The 16,946-nt window shown below is 63.3% G+C and carries 17 protein-coding genes and 2 tRNA genes; 9 read left to right on the forward strand and 10 right to left on the reverse strand.

All coding sequences use genetic code 11. The features are described from left to right. Both prfA and hemA read right to left on the reverse strand, forming a co-directional pair. A complete protein-coding gene (gene prfA / locus EA798_RS19975; RefSeq protein WP_106157815.1) occupies positions 1 to 1,083 on the reverse strand; it encodes a peptide chain release factor 1 in 1,083 nt (360 codons plus the stop codon). Next, a complete protein-coding gene (gene hemA / locus EA798_RS19980) occupies positions 1,080 to 2,348 on the reverse strand; it encodes a glutamyl-tRNA reductase (RefSeq protein WP_106157814.1) in 1,269 nt (422 codons plus the stop codon). Before hemA ends, prfA begins: the two co-directional genes overlap by 4 nt. A gap of 199 nt (positions 2,349 to 2,547) precedes the next feature. Here hemA and EA798_RS19985 point away from each other — a divergent pair, with 199 nt between their 5' ends. The 9 genes from EA798_RS19985 (at position 2,548) to ychF (ending at position 9,487) form a co-directional block, all read left to right on the forward strand. Continuing rightward, a complete protein-coding gene (locus EA798_RS19985) occupies positions 2,548 to 4,275 on the forward strand; it encodes a tetratricopeptide repeat protein (protein ID WP_122100066.1) in 1,728 nt (575 codons plus the stop codon). A gap of 3 nt (positions 4,276 to 4,278) precedes the next feature. Further along, a complete protein-coding gene (gene lolB / locus EA798_RS19990) occupies positions 4,279 to 4,899 on the forward strand; it encodes a lipoprotein insertase outer membrane protein LolB (RefSeq protein WP_122100067.1) in 621 nt (206 codons plus the stop codon). Continuing rightward, positions 4,900 to 5,760, forward strand: coding sequence for a 4-(cytidine 5'-diphospho)-2-C-methyl-D-erythritol kinase (gene ispE, locus EA798_RS19995; protein ID WP_122100068.1), 861 nt, complete (start codon positions 4,900 to 4,902; stop codon positions 5,758 to 5,760). 19 nt (positions 5,761 to 5,779) lie between these two features. Then, positions 5,780 to 5,854: transfer RNA gene (locus EA798_RS20000), tRNA-Gln, on the forward strand. Between the two features lie 58 nt (positions 5,855 to 5,912). Continuing rightward, positions 5,913 to 5,987, forward strand: a tRNA-Gln gene (locus EA798_RS20005). Positions 5,988 to 6,065: 78 nt separating this feature from the next. Beyond that, positions 6,066 to 7,007, forward strand: coding sequence for a ribose-phosphate pyrophosphokinase (locus EA798_RS20010; protein ID WP_003294564.1), 942 nt, complete (start codon positions 6,066 to 6,068; stop codon positions 7,005 to 7,007). 119 nt (positions 7,008 to 7,126) lie between these two features. After that, entirely contained in the window at positions 7,127 to 7,744 is a 618-nt protein-coding gene (locus tag EA798_RS20015) for a 50S ribosomal protein L25/general stress protein Ctc (RefSeq protein WP_122100069.1), read from the forward strand. Positions 7,745 to 7,777: 33 nt separating this feature from the next. Next, positions 7,778 to 8,362, forward strand: a complete 585-nt coding sequence (pth, locus tag EA798_RS20020; protein ID WP_122100070.1) for an aminoacyl-tRNA hydrolase — start codon at positions 7,778 to 7,780, stop codon at positions 8,360 to 8,362. A gap of 24 nt (positions 8,363 to 8,386) precedes the next feature. Next, positions 8,387 to 9,487, forward strand: coding sequence for a redox-regulated ATPase YchF (gene ychF / locus EA798_RS20025; protein WP_106157810.1), 1,101 nt, complete (start codon positions 8,387 to 8,389; stop codon positions 9,485 to 9,487). Positions 9,488 to 9,559: 72 nt separating this feature from the next. On the opposite strand, the gene EA798_RS20030 is transcribed toward ychF, so the two are convergent. The 8 genes from EA798_RS20030 to EA798_RS20065 all read right to left on the reverse strand — a co-directional run bounded on the left by EA798_RS20030 (position 9,560) and on the right by EA798_RS20065 (position 16,913). Continuing rightward, a complete protein-coding gene (locus EA798_RS20030) occupies positions 9,560 to 9,757 on the reverse strand; it encodes a hypothetical protein (protein WP_106157809.1) in 198 nt (65 codons plus the stop codon). 105 nt (positions 9,758 to 9,862) lie between these two features. Then, positions 9,863 to 10,870, reverse strand: coding sequence for a branched-chain amino acid ABC transporter permease (locus EA798_RS20035; RefSeq protein ID WP_102821610.1), 1,008 nt, complete (start codon positions 10,868 to 10,870; stop codon positions 9,863 to 9,865). Between the two features lie 2 nt (positions 10,871 to 10,872). Beyond that, positions 10,873 to 11,760 carry a branched-chain amino acid ABC transporter permease gene (locus EA798_RS20040; protein ID WP_003280114.1) on the reverse strand — a complete coding sequence of 296 codons (888 nt, stop codon included), beginning with the start codon at positions 11,758 to 11,760 and terminating at the stop codon, positions 10,873 to 10,875. A gap of 69 nt (positions 11,761 to 11,829) precedes the next feature. Continuing rightward, the gene (locus tag EA798_RS20045; protein ID WP_122100071.1) at positions 11,830 to 13,047 is read right to left on the reverse strand and encodes an ABC transporter substrate-binding protein; all 1,218 of its coding nucleotides are present in this window, start codon (positions 13,045 to 13,047) and stop codon (positions 11,830 to 11,832) included. A gap of 84 nt (positions 13,048 to 13,131) precedes the next feature. Further along, entirely contained in the window at positions 13,132 to 13,848 is a 717-nt protein-coding gene (locus tag EA798_RS20050) for an ABC transporter ATP-binding protein (protein WP_038662714.1), read from the reverse strand. Continuing rightward, the gene (locus EA798_RS20055; RefSeq protein WP_038662717.1) at positions 13,845 to 14,621 is read right to left on the reverse strand and encodes an ABC transporter ATP-binding protein; all 777 of its coding nucleotides are present in this window, start codon (positions 14,619 to 14,621) and stop codon (positions 13,845 to 13,847) included. Before EA798_RS20055 ends, EA798_RS20050 begins: the two co-directional genes overlap by 4 nt. Before the next feature lie 308 nt (positions 14,622 to 14,929). After that, on the reverse strand, positions 14,930 to 16,204 hold the full coding sequence (locus EA798_RS20060; protein WP_122100072.1) for an OprD family porin: 1,275 nt from the start codon (positions 16,202 to 16,204) through the stop codon (positions 14,930 to 14,932). Positions 16,205 to 16,307: 103 nt separating this feature from the next. Beyond that, a complete protein-coding gene (locus EA798_RS20065) occupies positions 16,308 to 16,913 on the reverse strand; it encodes a peroxidase-related enzyme (RefSeq protein ID WP_003280108.1) in 606 nt (201 codons plus the stop codon). Between the last annotated feature and the right edge of the window lie 33 nt (positions 16,914 to 16,946).

Here is a 16,946-nt window from a genome sequence, read left to right on the forward strand (position 1 = left end):
TCAGTCGCCCAGCGCGGCCAGCTGATCGGCCTGATATTCCTGCAGCAAGGGCTCGATGACCTGCTCCACGGAGCCTGCGATCACCTCGTTGAGCGAATACAGCGTCAGGTTGACCCGATGATCGGTGACCCGGCCCTGGGGGAAATTGTAGGTCCGGATACGCTCGGAGCGATCGCCGGAGCCAACCAGCAGCTTGCGCGTCTCGGAGATTTCCTTGTGCGCCGCGGCGTCCTGCCGATCCTGCAGCTTGGCGGCGAGCCAGGCCATGGCCTTGGCGCGGTTCTTGTGCTGCGAACGCTCTTCCTGACACTCGACGACGATGCCAGTCGGCAGGTGAGTGATGCGGATCGCCGAGTCGGTCTTGTTGACGTGCTGCCCGCCGGCACCGGAGGAGCGATAGGTGTCGATACGCAGCTCGGCCGGGTTGATCTCCACCGCTGCCTGCTCATCCGGCTCGGGCAGAACCGCGACGGTGCACGCCGAGGTATGGATACGCCCCTGCGACTCGGTTTCCGGCACACGCTGCACACGGTGCGCGCCGGACTCGAACTTGAGCTTGGCGTAGACGTTGTCGCCCTCGACGCGGGAAATGACTTCCTTGTAGCCGCCGTGCTCGCCCTCGCTTTCGGAGAGGATCTCGACGCGCCAGCCCTGCTTCTCGGCATAGCGCGAATACATGCGGAACAGATCACCGGCGAAGATCGCCGCCTCGTCGCCGCCAGTACCGGCACGAATTTCGAGGAACACGTTGCGCCCGTCGTTGGGGTCCTTGGGCAGCAGCATGCGCTGCAGATTGGCTTCCAGGGTTTCGAGCTGGGCCTTGGCTTCGCCGACCTCTTCTTCGGCCATCTCGCGCAGGTCCGGATCGCTGTCCTTGAGCAGCGCCTGGGCGCCCTCGAGGTCCTGCTGGACCTTGCACAGCTGGCGATAGGCGACGATCACCGGCTCGACTTCGGCGTATTCGCGGGAGTAGGCGCGAAAACGGGTCTGGTCGCTGATGACTTCGGCATCGCCAAGTAGTGCGGTGAGTTCTTCGAAACGGTCCTGCAGGATGTCCAGCTTGTTGAGCAGTGAAGCTTTCATGGTTTTTCCGTGCCCTCGTGCAGGGCGAAGAGTTCCTGGGCCATGCTCAGCGCCTCGACGCGGCCCTCGGCGGAGAGTTTCTTCAGCTGCACGCTCGGGGCATGCAGCAGCTTGTTGGTCAGTCCGCGGGCGAGCTGGGCGAGCACATCCTCGGCACTGCCGCCATTGGCGAGCAGGCGCTGGGCCTTGCTCAGCTCGTCGTCGCGAATTCGCTCGGCATGCTGCCGATAGGCCTTGAGCACGTCGACCGCGGCGAGTTCACGCAGGCGCTGCATGAAGTCTTCGGTGCCCGCGGCGACCAGTTCCTCGGCGGCCTGGGCGGCGCCCTGGCGGCTCTTGAGGTTCTCCGCAACCACCTCGTGCAGGTCATCGACGGTATACAGATAAACGTCGTCCAACTCGCCGACCTGCGACTCGATATCCCGCGGCACCGCGATATCGACCATGAACATCGGTTTGTGCTTGCGCCGCTTCAGCGCCTGCTCCACCGCACCCTTGCCGAGGATCGGCAACTGACTGGCGGTAGAACTGATGACGATGTCGCTGTTGTGCAATTCGTCGGGGATGTCGGCAAGCAGGATCGCCTGCGCGCCCAGTTCCGCCGCCAGTGCGCTGGCGCGTTCGAGGGTGCGATTGGCAACGACGATCTTCTTCACGCCCTGCTCGTGCAGGTGGCGCGCCACCAGCGTGATGGTCTCACCTGCGCCGATCAGCAGCGCCTGACTGCGCTGCAGATTGCTGAAGATCTGTCGGGCCAGGCTGACCGCGGCGAACGCGACGGAAACCGGGTTCTCGCCGATGGCGGTGTCGGTGCGAACGGTTTTTGCGGTGCTGAATGTCGCCTGGAACAGGCGGCCAAGCAGCGGGCCGACACTGCCGGCTTCCCGCGCGACGGCATAGGCAGACTTCATCTGCCCGAGAATCTGCGGCTCACCCAGCACCAGCGAGTCGAGCCCCGAGGCGACCCGCATCATGTGGCGTACGGCCTGATCGTCGACATGCACATAGGCGCATGCCTTGAGTTCTTCGAGGCTGAGACGATGATAATTGGCCAGCCAGGCCAGCACGGCATCGGCTTCGACCTGATCCTGTTGCAGGTAAAGTTCGCTGCGATTACAGGTCGAGAGGATCGCCGCCTCACGGGTCGGCGTAACGCGACACAGCTGGCGCAAGGCCTCGACCATCTGGTCGGGCGTGAAGGCTACGCGCTCGCGGACGTCCACCGAAGCGGTCTTGTGATTGATGCCAAGCGCGAGGAAAGCCATGCAGAATCGCTGATTGATAACAGAGCGCGCAATTCTCCTACTTCGTCAGATGGAGAACAACCATTGCCCTCGATTGTCGGATGCGATTGGTAGGGCCACTGCCTGCCGAACCGGCCCGCGCGCGCCCAACAGGGGCCATGGGCTTGACCTGCGGCTTGTGTCATCATGCCGCGACCGCATACAGCCGTACATTTCCCCTATGAAAAGACTCGCCGCACTTGCCGCCCTGCTGTTGATCGGCGGCTGCCAGACCTTCACGCAGCAAGCACCCGAAAGCAGCCCGCCGGTCGAGGACGCTGCGCCGGAGAGCTCCGTCAGCGACGCGGCAGAGTATGGCTCGTTCAGCCGCCAGTCCCTCTATGCGCTGCTGGTTGCAGAGCTGGCCGGCCAGCGCAATCGCTTCGATATCGCCTTGGGCAACTACGTCCAGCAAGCCCATGCGACTCAGGATGCGGGCGTCGCCGAACGCGGTTTCCGCATCGCCGAATACCTCGGCGCGGAGCAGGCCGCGCTGGACACAGCGATGATCTGGGCGCGCAACGCCCCGCAAAGCCTCGATGCCCAGCGCGCCGCTGCCGTGCAGCTGGCCCGCGCCGGTCGCTACGAGGAATCCATGGAGTTCATGGAAAAGGTTTTGCAGGGCCAGGGCGATACGCACTTCGATTTCCTTGCACTTTCGGCATCGGAAACCGATCCGGACACCCGCGCCGGCCTTCTGCAAAGCTTCGACAAACTGCTGCTCAAGCACCCGGACAACCCTCAGCTGACATTCGGCAAAGCCGTTCTGCTACAGCAGGACGATCGCAGCGAAGAGGCCCTTAGCCTGCTGCAGAAGCAGCCGGCCAAGCAGCGGCAGATCCCCTCGATCCTGCTTGAAGCGCGCCTGCTGCACAGCCTGCAGCGCAGCGATGAGGCGCTGCCGCTGCTCGAGAAAAGCCTGCGCCAGCATCCCGAGGACAAGCGCCTGCGCCTGACCTATGCACGCCTGCTGGTCGAGCAGGAACGCCTGGAAGACGCCATGGGCGAGTTCGCCACCCTGGTCCAGCAGCATCCGGCCGATGACGATCTGCGCTTTTCCATGGCGCTGGTCTGCATGGAAGCCGAAGCCTGGCGTGAGGCCACCGTCTACCTGGAAGAGTTGATCGAGCGCGGCAGCCATGTCGACGCGGCCTATTTCAATCTCGGCCGTGCCTACCAGGCCATGGGGCGAAACGCCAAGGCCCTGGATGCGCTGGCCCAGGTCGGCCCAGGCAATGAATACCTGCCGGCGAAGCTACTGCAGAGCCAGCTGCTGTACTCCGCCAAGCGCGACCAGGAAGCCTCTGCGGTCCTCGCCGACGCACGCCAGCAGCAGCCCGACTACGCCATTCAGCTGTACCTGATCGAGATCGAAGCGCTCTCGGAACACAATCGCATCGAGCAGGCATGGAAACTGGCAGAGCAGGCACTCGAAGACTTCCCCGACGATCTCAACCTGCTCTATACCCGCGCCATGCTTGCGGAAAAGCGCGGCGATCTGGCCCAGCTGGAACGCGACCTGCGCTTCATCATCGAGCGCGAACCGGACAATGCCATGGCTCTGAATGCACTCGGCTACACCCTGGCCGATCGTACCAACCGCCATGACGAGGCCCTGCAGCTGATCGAGCAGGCCTACCAGCTGAATCCGGATGACCCGGCAATTCTCGACAGCCTCGGCTGGGTCAACTTCCGCCTGGGCAACCTGACCGAGGCAGAAGCCTTGCTGCGCAAGGCCCTGCAGCGCTTCCCCGACCATGAGGTAGCGGCACATCTGGGTGAAGTGCTGTGGACCAGGGGTGAACGCAGCGAGGCCCGCGCGGTCTGGACCAAGGCACTCAAAGCACAACCCGACAGCGAGATCTTGCGCGAAACGCTCAAGCGGCTGACCGGCTCGGAGAAGCCCTGACCCATGTCCCTGCTGAAAAAACTCGTCGCCCCCTGCCTGGCCCTCCTACTCGCCGGCTGCGCCGGCATGGGCCCGCAGGAGTCGGTCGAAGGCCCCGGCAACGCCGCCGCCTGGAAAGAACACCGCAGCCAACTCGAGACGCTCGACGGCTGGCAGATCAGCGGCAAGATCGGCATTCGCGCGCCGCAGGAATCAGGCAGCGGCACGCTGTTCTGGCTGCAACGTCAGGACTATTTCGACATTCGCCTGTCTGGCCCGCTAGGTCGTGGCGCCACGCGACTCACCGGCCGGCCGGATGCCGTGTCGCTGGAAGTTGCCGGCCAGGGCCGCTTCGAAGCGGAGTCCCCGGAAGCTCTGGTCGAAGCGCAACTCGGCTGGCAGTTGCCGGTCTCCCACCTGCTCTGGTGGGTGCGCGGACTGCCGGCACCGGACAGTCGCAGTCGCCTGAGTCTGGATAGCGACAGCCGTCTGGCACGCCTGGAGCAGGACGGCTGGCAGGTCGAGTATCTGGCCTATGCCGAACACAACGGCTTCGTCCTGCCCGAACGCATCCGCCTGCAAGGCCGCGACTTGCAGATCACCCTGGTGGTCAAGGACTGGCAACCGAGACAGCTGGGCCGCTGAATGCAGACACTCACCCTGCCGGCACCGGCCAAGCTCAATCTGATGCTGCACATCACCGGCCGCCGCGCCGATGGCTATCACGAATTGCAGACGCTGTTCCAGTTTCTCGACCATGGCGACGAACTCAGCTTCAGCCTGCGGGCTGACGGCGAAATCCGCCTGCATACCGAACTGCCGGGGGTCGATCACGACAGCAACCTGATCGTTCGCGCGGCACGCCTGCTCCAGCGCGAGAGCGGCTGCCCACTGGGTGCCGACATCCGCCTGCTCAAGCGCCTGCCCATGGGTGGCGGCATCGGCGGCGGCAGCTCCGACGCCGCGACCACCCTCCTCGGTCTCGACTACCTGTGGAACCTGCACCTCGGCGAAGAATGCCTCGCCGAGCTGGGACTCAGCCTGGGCGCCGACGTACCGGTATTCGTCCGCGGCCGCGCGGCATTTGCGGAGGGGGTTGGCGAGCGCCTGCAACCGGTCGATTTACCCGAGCCTTGGTTCCTCGTAATCGCGCCGCAAGTCTCTGTTAGTACAGCGGAAATATTTGCCGACCCAGAGTTGACACGTAATACCTCGGCCATTACAGTTCGCAGCCTTCTTGCAGGGGGCGGTCATAACGACTGCCAGCCGGTCGTCGAGAAGCGTTATCCAGAAGTTCGTAACGCTTTGAGCTTGTTGAACAAATTCGTTCCGGCAAGGATGACTGGCACTGGAGCTTGTGTGTTTGGGAGCTTCCCAAACGAAGGCGAGGCTGATAAAGTCCGCCGCCAACTTCCAGACACTTTGCCAAGTTTCGTGGCGCGCGGTCGTAACGTTTCGATGTTGCACCGATGCCTTGAGAAACTGGCGCAGGAAGTAAGTGCGTAGCACACAGGTTGTACGATACAGGGGCGTCGCCAAGCGGTAAGGCACCAGGTTTTGATCCTGGCATGCGTTGGTTCGAATCCAGCCGCCCCTGCCATAACCTCCCAAGGTTCGTATGATCGAAAGCGCACTGGATATATAGAAGTTGACCCTACAGGGGCGGCGCCAAGCGGTAAGGCCCCAGGTTTTGATCCTGGCATGCGTTGGTTCGAATCCAGCCGCCCCTGCCATACACTTGAAGCTGTTCAAGAGCTTGCCTTTTGAACAGCTTTTTATTCATCGGACCCACCCTCAGGCAGGTACTGCGCGTGTCCAAGATGATGGTCTTCACGGGGAACGCCAACCCCGACCTGGCCCGGCGTGTCGTACGTCAGCTGCATATCCCCCTCGGTGATGCCTACGTCGGAAAGTTCTCCGACGGCGAAATCAGTGTCGAGATCAACGAGAACGTTCGTGGTAAGGACGTCTTTCTGATCCAGCCGACCTGTGCTCCGACCAACGACAATCTGATGGAACTGGTGGTACTGGCCGATGCCTTCCGCCGCTCCTCGGCGTCGCGAATCACCGCCGTGATCCCCTACTTCGGTTATGCCCGCCAGGATCGTCGCCCGCGCTCTGCGCGTGTACCGATCAGCGCCAAGGTCGTGGCCGACATGCTCGACGTCGTTGGCGTCAACCGTGTTCTGACCGTCGACCTGCACGCCGACCAGATCCAGGGCTTCTTCGATATGCCGGTAGACAACATCTACGGCTCGCCGGTACTGGTCGACGACATTCAGGCTCAGCGCTTCGAAAACCTGATGATCGTTTCCCCGGACATCGGTGGTGTGGTCCGCGCCCGTGCCGTGGCCAAGTCCCTCGGTGTGGATCTGGCGATCATCGACAAGCGTCGGCCGAAGGCCAACCAGTCCGAAGTCATGCACATCATTGGTGATATCGAAGGCCGTACCTGCATCCTCGTCGATGACATGGTCGATACCGCCGGTACCCTGTGCCATGCAGCCAAGGCACTGAAGGATCATGGCGCTGCCAAGGTCTACGCCTACTGCACACACCCGATCCTGTCCGGCCGCGCCATCGAGAACATCGAAGGTTCGGTGCTCGACGAGCTAGTGGTGACCAACACCATTCCGCTGTCGGCAGCCGCACAGTCGTGTACCCGAATTCGCCAACTGGACATCGCGCCAGTGGTGGCTGAAGCGGTTCGCCGCATCAGCAATGCCGAATCGATCAGCGCGATGTTCCGCTAAGCGAAAGCTACGCAAATCGCACTGAACGTAATGTGCCCCGCCTCGCGCGGGGCTTTTTGCCCAACAGCCCGAGCGCTGGTCGCAAGCGCGACAGGTAATGTTGCTACTGGAGAATCACCATGAACGATTTCACTCTGAATGCCCAAGTGCGTTCCGACCTGGGGAAAGGTGCGAGCCGCCGCCTGCGTCGTAACGCCGCCCTGGTTCCGGCCGTCATCTACGGTGGCGACAAGGCCCCGCAGTCCATCAGCATCCTGGCCAAGGATTTCGCCAAGCTGCTGGAGAACGAGGCTTCCTTCAGCCACGTTCTGAACCTGAACGTCGACGGCCAGAACGAATCCGTTCTGATCAAGGCGCTGCAGCGTCACCCGGCCAAGAGCTACGTGCTGCACGCCGACTTCGTTCGCGTCGTTGCCGGCCACAAGCTGACCGCTACCGTTCCCCTGCACTTCATCAACCAGGAATCTTCCATTGGCGTGAAGAAGCAAGGCGGCGAGATCCTGCACAACCTGAACGAAGTCGAAGTTTCCTGCCTGCCGCAAGACCTGCCGGAATTCATCGAAGTCGACATGGCCAACGTCGAAGTTGGTCAGGTTCTGCACATGACCGACATCAAACTGCCGAAAGGCGTTGAGCTGGTCGCCCTGGCCCACGGCAGCGACCTGCCGGTTGCCAACGTTCACGCTCCGCGCGTGAGCAAGGAAGACGCTCCGAAAGAAGAAGGCGCTGCCGAGTAATCCACTCGCATAGCCAAAGAAGAGGCCCCCGTCGTGACTGCCGTAAAACTGATCGTCGGCCTGGGAAATCCAGGCCCTGAATACGACCAGACCCGGCATAACGCGGGGGCTCTTTTCGTTGAGCGTCTGGCTGCCCGCGAGGGCGTCTCGCTCAGTAACGATCGCAAGTACTTCGGCCTGGTCGGCAAGTTCAGCCATCAGGGCGAAGATGTCCGCCTGCTCATCCCCACCACCTACATGAACCGCAGCGGTCAGGCGGTGGCGGCACTGGCCGGCTTTTTCCGAATTCCCCCCGAGTCCATCCTGGTCGCCCATGATGAACTCGACATGCCCCCCGGCGTCGCCAAGCTCAAGCAGGGCGGTGGTCATGGCGGGCACAACGGGCTGCGCGACATCATCGCCAAGCTCGGCAATCAGAACAGCTTTCATCGCCTGCGCCTGGGTATCGGCCATCCGGGCCACGCCAGCCTGGTCAGCGGTTACGTGCTGGGACGTGCGCCGCAGGCCGAGCGCGAAAAGCTCGACGCCAGCATCGACTTCGCGCTCGACGTCGTGCCGGAAATCCTTACCGGCGACTGGACCCGCGCGATGCAGCGCCTGCACAGTCAGAAGGCCTGAACCTAACTCCGAGGCAAGATCACCATGGGATTCAACTGCGGCATCGTCGGTCTGCCCAACGTCGGCAAGTCCACCCTGTTCAACGCCCTGACCAAATCCGGCATCGCGGCGGAGAACTTCCCGTTCTGCACCATCGAGCCGAACAGCGGCATCGTGCCGATGCCTGATCCGCGTCTCGACGCGCTGGCGGCCATCGTCAAGCCGGAGCGGGTGATCCCGACCACCATGGAGTTCGTCGACATCGCCGGCCTGGTGGCAGGCGCCTCGAAGGGTGAAGGTCTGGGCAACAAATTTCTCGCCAACATCCGCGAGACCGACGCCATCGCCCACGTCGTGCGCTGCTTCGAAGACGAGAATGTCATCCACGTCGCCAACAGCGTCGATCCCAAGCGCGACATCGAGATCATCGACCTCGAGCTGATCATGGCCGACCTCGACAGCTGCGAGAAGCAGCTGCAGCGCGTCGCCCGTACCGCCAAGGGCGGCGACAAGGAAGCGGTTGCGCAGAAGGGTCTGCTGGAAAAGCTGATCCCGCACCTCACCGAAGGCAAGCCGGCGCGCAGCCTGCTGAAGCACTTCAGCGACGAGGAGAAGCGTCTGACCAAGACCTTCCACCTGCTGACCACCAAACCGGTGATGTACATCGCCAACGTCGCCGAAGATGGCTTCGAGAACAACCCGCATCTGGACGTGGTCAACGCCATTGCCGAGGAAGAAGGCGCCATCGTCGTGCCGGTCTGCAACAAGATCGAGGCCGAAATCGCCGAACTGGACGATCTGGAAGAGATGCAGATGTTCCTCGAGACCATGGGCATGGACGAGCCGGGCCTGAACCGTGTGATCCGCGCCGGTTACGAGCTGCTCAATCTGCAGACCTACTTCACCGCCGGGGTGAAGGAAGTCCGTGCCTGGACCGTTCGCATCGGCGCCACCGCCCCGCAGGCGGCAGCGGTGATCCACACCGATTTCGAGAAGGGCTTCATCCGCGCCGAGGTCATCGCGTATGACGACTTCATCCAGTACAAGGGCGAAGCCGGCGCCAAGGAAGCCGGCAAGTGGCGCCTGGAAGGCAAGGAGTACATCGTCAAGGACGGCGACGTAATGCACTTCCGCTTCAACGTCTGAGTCCGTCAGGCACTCGGCAAAAGGCCCCGACTCGTCGGGGCCTTTTCGTTTCCGGTAGGCAAAGCTCTGGAGCTACAGCGGTCCCGGATCGGGGATCGGCTCGGGCGGTGGCGCGACTTTCTCCAGCTGTTCGAGCACTTCTTCCGGCAGCTCATCCGGGCCGTCCAGTTCGGTGTCGCTCTCGGCATCGTCCAGATCGTTGAGCGGCGATTCGTCGGCCCGCCACGGCCAGAGCGGCGGCGAGGGTTGGCGCGATTCGATACCAGGCATGATGGTGTCCTCTCGAGGGGTCTGCAGGTTAGGCACGCATCTGACCGCCGGGTTCGGAAGGCAAGACACCGCCCGGCGTAATCCGGGCGGTGTCGTACCGGGTCGCTACTTGAAGTTGCGCTTTACCAGCCGTTCCAGCCAGCCGACGATGCCGGAGCGGAACAGCAGCACGCAGAGCACGAAGATCACCCCGAGAATGACGTGCACCCACTCCCCCAGCGGACCGTTGGACAGCGAGCTCTGCAGCGTCACCACCACGGTGGCGCCGACCAGCGGCCCGAGGATGGTGCCGACGCCGCCGAGCAGGGTCATCAGGATGACCTCACCAGACATGTGCCAGTGCGCATCGGTCAGCGAGGCCAGCTGGAACACCACGGTCTTGGTCGCGCCGGCCAGGCCGGCAAGCGCCGCGGAGATCACGAACGCCAGCAGCTTGTGCCGGTCGACGTTGTAGCCGAGCGATACCGCGCGCGGCTCGTTCTCGCGGATGGCCTTGAGCACCTGGCCGTACGGTGAGTGAATGGTGCGCTGGATGATGGCGAAGCCGAGGACGAACACCGCCAGCACGAAGTAGTACATCGCCATGTTGTTCTTCATATCGACCAGGCCGAACAGATGCCCGCGCGGCACGCCCTGCAACCCGTTTTCGCCACCGGTGAACGGCGCCTGGACGAAGACGAAGAACACCAGCTGCGCCAGCGCCAGGGTGATCATGGCGAAGTAGATGCCCTGCCTGCGGATCGCCAGCATGCCGAACAGCGCACCGAGCACCGTCGAGGCCAGGGTGCCGGCGAGGATGCCCAGCTCGGTGCTGAGCCCACTGTAGCTGCTCAGCATGTAACCGGTGATGTAGCCGCCGGTGGCGAAGAACGCCGCATGGCCGAAGGACAGCAGTCCCGCGTAGCCCAGCAGCAGATTGAAGGCGCAGGCGAACAGGGCGAAGCACAGCAGCTTCATCAGGAACACCGGGTACACCGCCAGCGGCGCCAACAGCGCGATCACCAGCAGCACCGCATAGAAGATCTTCTGCCGCCGCGCGGCCGCGTGCCTGCGCTCGCGTACCACGCTGGCCTGCCGCACCGCTGCGGCCTGCACGTTTGCCGGATTCGTCATGCTCATGCCTCCTTACCAAAGAGTCCCGCAGGACGAATGAGCAGCACCGCCACCATGACCAGGAACACCACGGTATTGGCCGCTTCCGGATAGAACACCTTGGTCAGCCCCTCGATCAGACCCATGGCGATACCGGTGATGATGGCGCCGAGGATCGAGCCCATGCCGCCGATCACCACCACGGCGAACACCACGATCAGCAGGTTCGAACCCATGCCCGGAGTCACCGCGTAGATCGGTGCCGCCAGCACGCCGGCGAAGGCCGCCAGGGCCACGCCGTAGCCATAGGTCAGGGTCACCAGCAGCGGCACGTTGATGCCGAAGCCCTGCATCAGTTTCGGGTTCTCGGTGCCGGCGCGCAGGTAGGAACCCAGCCGCGTGCGCTCGATCACGTACCAGGTCGCCAGGCACACCACCAGCGCGGCGACGATCACCCAGGCGCGGTAAGTCGGCAGGAACATGAAGCCGAGATTGAAGCCGCCACGCAGCAGCTCCGGCATCGGATAGGACGAGCCGGACACGCCGAACAGCTTGACGAAGCTGCCCTCGACGATCAGCGCCAGGCCGAAGGTCAGCAGCAACCCGTAGAGGTGATCCTCACCGGCGATGCGCCGCAGCAGGCCGCGCTCGATGGCCATGCCCAGGCAGCCCACTACCAACGGCGCCAGCACCAGCGCGAACCAGTAGCTTACGCCCAGGTAGTTCAGCCCGAGGAACGCCACGAAGGCGCCCAGCATGTACTGTGCGCCATGGGCGAAGTTGATGATGCGCAGCAGGCCGAAGATGATCGCCAGGCCCAGGCTCAGCAGCGCGTAGAACGCCCCGTTGATCAGGCCGAGCAGCAGCTGCCCGAGCAGCACGCTCAGGGGTACGCCGAATACGAGAGTCATGGTTCACCACCCAAAGGAAGTCCGTGGCACCCGGCCGTTGCCGACCGGGTGATGGCGCGGATCAGCCGGTCAGTCCTTGGCGACCAGCTTGGTGCATTGGGTTTCGGCGATCGGCCGGTAGGCCTGCTCGCCAGGAATGGTCCGGACGATCTTGTACAGATCCCACTCGCCGGTGGATTCGGCCGGCGTCTTGACCTGCACCAGGTACATGTCATGCACCATGCGGCCGTCCTCGCGGATGCGACCGTCCGTAGCGAACATGTCGTTGACCGGCGTTCTGGCCATCTGCGCACGTACCGCGACGGTCTCGTCGGTGCCGGCGGTCTTCACCGCGTTCAGGTAGTGCGTGGTCGCCGAGTAGATACCGGCGTGCACCATGGTCGGCATGCGTTTGGTGCGCTCGTAGTAGCGCTGGGCCCAGGCGCGGGTGTCATCATTCATGTCCCAGTACCAGCCGGTGGTCAGCATCAGGCCCTGCGTCACATCCAGGCCCATGGCGTGGATGTCGTTGAGGAACACCACCATGCCGGCGAGCTTCTGCCCGGACTGGGTAACGCCGAACTCGCTGGCAGTCTTCAGCGAGTTGACCGTATCGGCGCCGGCGTTGGCCAGGGCGATCACCTCCGCGCCGGAGCCCTGGGCCTGCAGCATGTAGGAGGAGAAATCGCTGCTCGGGAACGGATGGCGAACCTTGCCGACGACGCTGCCGCCATCGCCTTCCACGACCTTGGTGATGTCGGCTTCCATGGCGTGGCCGAAGGCATAGTCGGCGGTGAGGATGTACCAGCTCTTGCCGCCATCGGCGAGCACCGCCTTGGCCGTGCCGTTGGCCAGCGCATAGGTGTCGTAGGTCCAGTGAATGTGATTTGGCGAGCAGAACTCGTTGGTGATGCTGGACGCCGCGGCACCGGAGATCAGCGCCAGCTTGCCGCCCTGCTCCACCACCTTGCTTGCCGCGAGCACCACGGAGCTGGCGACCATGCCGGTCACCATGTCGACATTGCGCTCGTCGATCCACTGGCGCACGGTGTTGGCGCCAACGTCAGGCTTGTTCAGGTCGTCGGCATGGAAGACGACGATCTTCTTGCCGTCGACCTTGCCGCCGAAATCCTCCACCGCCATCTTCAGCGCCTCCAGGCCGCCCGGGCCGGACAGGTCGCGATAGGTGCCGGACATATCGGCCAGGTAGCCGATCCGGATTTCGTCGTTGCTGATCTCGGCCTGGGCGGCCGAGGCGATCAGGGTTGAAGCCAGGATGGCGCTCGCACTCTTGCGGAAAAAACTCATGTATTCACCACTCTCGATTGTTTTTGTTGTGGTTCGGGCCGGCATCCACTGCGGCCGGTTGCTGCTTCCTGAGTCGTCCAGGGCTTACACCCCGAGACAGGAATTGAGGAAATCCTTCTTCGAATCCAGCTCCGCCGCCTCGATCTCCTCGATGATGCGGCCGTGTTCCATGACGTAATGGCGGTCGGCCAATGGCGCAGCGAAGCGGAAGTTCTGCTCCACCAGGACGATGGTCAAGCCGCGCTGCTTGAGCTTGATCAGCACCTCGCCGAGCTTCTGCACGATGACCGGCGCCAGGCCTTCGGTGATCTCGTCGAGCAGCAGCAGGTTGGCGCCGGTGCGCAGGATGCGCGCCATGGCCAGCATCTGCTGCTCGCCACCGGAGAGCCGGGTGCCCTGGCTGAAACGGCGTTCGTAGAGGTTGGGAAACATCTCGTAGAGCTCGTCCAGGCTCATCCCGCCACTGCGCACCGTGGGCGGCAGCAGCAGGTTTTCCTCGACGCTCAGGCTGGCGAAGATGCCGCGCTCTTCCGGGCAGTAGCCGACGCCAAGGCGCGGAATCTGGTGGGCCGGCATGCCGATGGTCTCGTTGCCGTTGACCACGATGGAGCCGGTGCGGCGCCCGACCATGTTCATGATCGCCCGCAGCGTGGTGGAGCGCCCGGCGCCGTTGCGTCCGAGCAGAGTCACCAGCTCGCCGCGGCCGACCACCAGATCGACACCATGCAGAATGTGCGACTCGCCGTAGAAGGCATGCAGATCACTGACGCGCAGCTGATCGCGGTCCATGGGTGGGGTCATGCGTGCGCCTCCTCGAGTGTCGCGGCTTCGCTGCCGAGATAGGCTTCGCGCACCTGCGGGTTGGCCGAAACGCTTTCATAATCGCCCTCGGCGAGAACCGAGCCACGCGCCAGCACGGTGATGCGATCGCACAGGCGGCTGACCACGCTGAGGTTGTGCTCGACCATCAGCACCGTGCGGTTGGCGGCCGCCTTGCGCACCAGCTCGACGACCATGTCGACGTCCTCGCTGCCCATGCCCTGGGTCGGTTCGTCGAGCAGCAGCACGAAGGGGTCTAGCGCCAGGGTGGTGGCCAGCTCCAGCGCGCGCTTGCGGCCGTAGGGCAGCTCAACGGCGAGGGTCTGGGCGAAAGACTGCAGGTCGACCTCGGCGAGCAGCTGCATCACCTTGTCGTCCAGCTCGCGCAGGCTGCGTTCGGACTTCCAGAAGTGGAAGGAATTGCCCATCTTCTGCTGCAGCGCGACACGCACGTTCTCCAGCACGCTCATGTGGCCGAACACCGCCGAAATCTGGAACGAGCGCACCAGCCCGAGCCGGGCGATCTCGTTGGCCTTCATCGAGGTGATGTTCTTGCCGCGATAGAGGATCTCGCCGCGAGTGGGCGTGAGGAATTTGGTGAGCAGGTTGAATACGGTGGTCTTGCCGGCGCCATTGGGGCCGATAAGCGCATGGATGTGACCCTGACGGACCTTCAGATCGACGGAATCCACTGCGGTGAAGCCGCGGAATTCCTTGGTCAGGCCGCGCGTTTCAAGCACGAACTCTGGTTCCATTGGGTGCCCTCTAACCTTGATTTGTTGTTGTTGGTTATGGCGCAGGTCGCTGCATGACCTTTACGTAAACGATAACAACCAGTTTCCGTATACGGCAAGTGGCTTTTTCAAACGGGTGATTGAGCGGTAAAAGCGTACAACTTGCAGGCAAATAGCCAGCATGTTGCCCACTTTTCACCATTGCCCAGTCCCCTCGGCGTCTCGTTTTCGTGCCGCCGGAATGCCGAAGTCAGCGCCTCGACGACGCAAAAAAGCCGGGCCTGTGCGGCCCGGAAATTCCAACGAGGAGGTTCACTGCAGCGTTGTGGTTACCACAACGGCAGGCTGTAGCTGACGATGACGCGGTTCTCGTCCAGGTCGTTCTGGAAGTTGCTTCGCGTGGTGGCGTTGCGCAGCTTCAAGCCGAGATTCTTCAGCGGGCCGCTCTGGATGACGTAAGCGATGTCGGTGTTGCGCTCCCAGGTCTTGCCTTCACTGGCGCCGGCGCCGCGGTCGACGTTGTCACCGGAGACGTAACGGGTCATCAGCGTCAGCCCGGGGATGCCCATGACAGCGAAGTCGTAGTCATAGCGGACCTGCCAGGAGCGCTCGTCCTCGTTGCCGAAGTCGTTGATCTGCAGCAGGTTGATCAGCGCGTTGTCACCCCCGGCGACATAGGCGAAACCGGTGTCGCCGCGCATCTGCTGATAGCCACCGGTGAAGCCGTGGCCGCCGAGCTTGTAGGTGAACAGTGCGCCGAAGGCATCGTTGTCGACATTGCTGCCGCCATCGTCGGTCGAACGCACGTAGCGCAGGTCGGTCTTGAAGCTCTGCTTGTCGCCGAGCGGCAGCACATGGACGAGGTTGAAGTTGTGCTGGTCGTAAATGCCATCCAGTCCGCCGTAGTAGTAGCTGGTGACCAGCTGCGGCGACCAGTCGTAGCGACCGCCGGCGAAGAGGAACTCGTCGCTGGTGGTGCCACCGCTGCCGAAGGTGATGTTGCGCAGGCCACCGTTGAAGACGGTCATTTCCTCATTGTCCGAGGAGTCACGCTGATTGACCCGGTCCAGCTTGCCCAGGTCCAGCGTCAGACCACTGACCTCCTTGCTCTGCAGCCAGGCGCCACGGTAGGTCTGTGGCAGCAGGCGGCTGTCGTTGCGCATCAGCACGGGCACCACCGGCTGCAGGGTACCGACGTGCAGGGTGGTGGCTGACAGCTTGGCCTTTGCCGTCAGGCCGGCCGAGCCGTAATCATCCTGGGCGCGGTTAGGCGCGTTGCGATCACGCTGCAGGAGCCCGGTGCCGGTACGGTCAGGACTGGAATCGAGCTTGACGCCCAGCAGGCCGACGGCGTCCAGACCGAAGCCGACCGGTCCTTCGGTGTAGCCGGATTCCATTTTCAGGATGAAGCCCTGGGCCCACTCCTCGGCCTTGGACTGAGTGGCGCCCGATTGGCGGAAGTCGCGGTTCATATAGAAGTTGCGCAGTTCGACAGCGGCCTTGCTGTCTTCGATAAAGGCGGCCGAGGCCACGTTCGATGCACCGAGGGCGATGGCCGCGATGCTGGCGGACAGGACGGTTCGGCTTGCTGGTTTCAGTTGCATAGCTTTCTCTCTTGTTGTTGTGATCGTTGATGCAGCTGTTGAGCCCGACTGCGAACTGCCCGGGCTCGGATTACCACGTCATGCGGTAATGCGGTGCTCGCGCTCAGCGCGCGGTGCTTCTGGGCACGCGGCCCAGCAGATAGAACTCGTCGTTGGGCGGGGTGCGCGCCATGGACACCAGGCGGTTGGAGAGGCCGAACAGCCCGGCGATGGCGCCGATGTCCCAGATGTCGTCGAGGCTGAAACCCTGGGCTTCCAGCCGCGCCTGCCAGGCGTCGTCCAGCACGCCGCGCCCGGCGGCCAGGTGCAGGGCGAAATCGAGCATGGTGCGCTGACGTTCGGAGATCGGCGCGGTGCGGTAGTTGACGGCTATCTGGTCGGCCAGCTGCGCATCCTTGGCGAGGATGCGCAGGATCGCGCCATGGGCGACCACGCAATACAGGCAGCCGTGATCGGCGCTGACCGCGACCACGATCATCTCCTTCTCGGCCTGGGTCAGGCTGTCGGCTTCACGTTCCATCAGCGCATCGTGATAGGCGAAGAAGGCACGGAACTCCGCCGGCCGATGGGCCAGCATGAGAAACACGTTGGGAATGAAACCGGCCTTTTCCTGCACGGCGAGAATCCGTTCGCGCAGGTCGGAGGGCAGTGTGTCGAGGCTGTCGGGCAGCGGGAAACGGCTGATCGACTGAGTAGTAGGCAGCGCCATGGAAAGCTCCATTTCGGATGAGCGAATGGCCGG

The sequence above is a fragment of the Pseudomonas songnenensis genome (genome assembly GCF_003696315.1).
Classification (GTDB): Bacteria; Pseudomonadota; Gammaproteobacteria; order Pseudomonadales; family Pseudomonadaceae; genus Stutzerimonas; species Stutzerimonas songnenensis.

What these genes read in the sequence shown, in the direction of transcription:
- prfA (WP_106157815.1), bottom strand. Translation starts at nt 1,083, where the DNA reads ATGAAAGCTTCACTGCTCAACAAGCTGGACATCCTGCAGGACCGTTTC.
- hemA (WP_106157814.1), bottom strand. Translation starts at nt 2,348, where the DNA reads ATGGCTTTCCTCGCGCTTGGCATCAATCACAAGACCGCTTCGGTGGAC.
- EA798_RS19985 (WP_122100066.1), top strand. Translation starts at nt 2,548, where the DNA reads ATGAAAAGACTCGCCGCACTTGCCGCCCTGCTGTTGATCGGCGGCTGC.
- lolB (WP_122100067.1), top strand. Translation starts at nt 4,279, where the DNA reads ATGTCCCTGCTGAAAAAACTCGTCGCCCCCTGCCTGGCCCTCCTACTC.
- ispE (WP_122100068.1), top strand. Translation starts at nt 4,900, where the DNA reads ATGCAGACACTCACCCTGCCGGCACCGGCCAAGCTCAATCTGATGCTG.
- EA798_RS20015 (WP_122100069.1), top strand. Translation starts at nt 7,127, where the DNA reads ATGAACGATTTCACTCTGAATGCCCAAGTGCGTTCCGACCTGGGGAAA.
- ychF (WP_106157810.1), top strand. Translation starts at nt 8,387, where the DNA reads ATGGGATTCAACTGCGGCATCGTCGGTCTGCCCAACGTCGGCAAGTCC.
- EA798_RS20030 (WP_106157809.1), bottom strand. Translation starts at nt 9,757, where the DNA reads ATGCCTGGTATCGAATCGCGCCAACCCTCGCCGCCGCTCTGGCCGTGG.
- EA798_RS20035 (WP_102821610.1), bottom strand. Translation starts at nt 10,870, where the DNA reads ATGACGAATCCGGCAAACGTGCAGGCCGCAGCGGTGCGGCAGGCCAGC.
- EA798_RS20040 (WP_003280114.1), bottom strand. Translation starts at nt 11,760, where the DNA reads ATGACTCTCGTATTCGGCGTACCCCTGAGCGTGCTGCTCGGGCAGCTG.
- EA798_RS20045 (WP_122100071.1), bottom strand. Translation starts at nt 13,047, where the DNA reads ATGAGTTTTTTCCGCAAGAGTGCGAGCGCCATCCTGGCTTCAACCCTG.
- EA798_RS20050 (WP_038662714.1), bottom strand. Translation starts at nt 13,848, where the DNA reads ATGACCCCACCCATGGACCGCGATCAGCTGCGCGTCAGTGATCTGCAT.
- EA798_RS20055 (WP_038662717.1), bottom strand. Translation starts at nt 14,621, where the DNA reads ATGGAACCAGAGTTCGTGCTTGAAACGCGCGGCCTGACCAAGGAATTC.
- EA798_RS20060 (WP_122100072.1), bottom strand. Translation starts at nt 16,204, where the DNA reads ATGCAACTGAAACCAGCAAGCCGAACCGTCCTGTCCGCCAGCATCGCG.
- EA798_RS20065 (WP_003280108.1), bottom strand. Translation starts at nt 16,913, where the DNA reads ATGGCGCTGCCTACTACTCAGTCGATCAGCCGTTTCCCGCTGCCCGAC.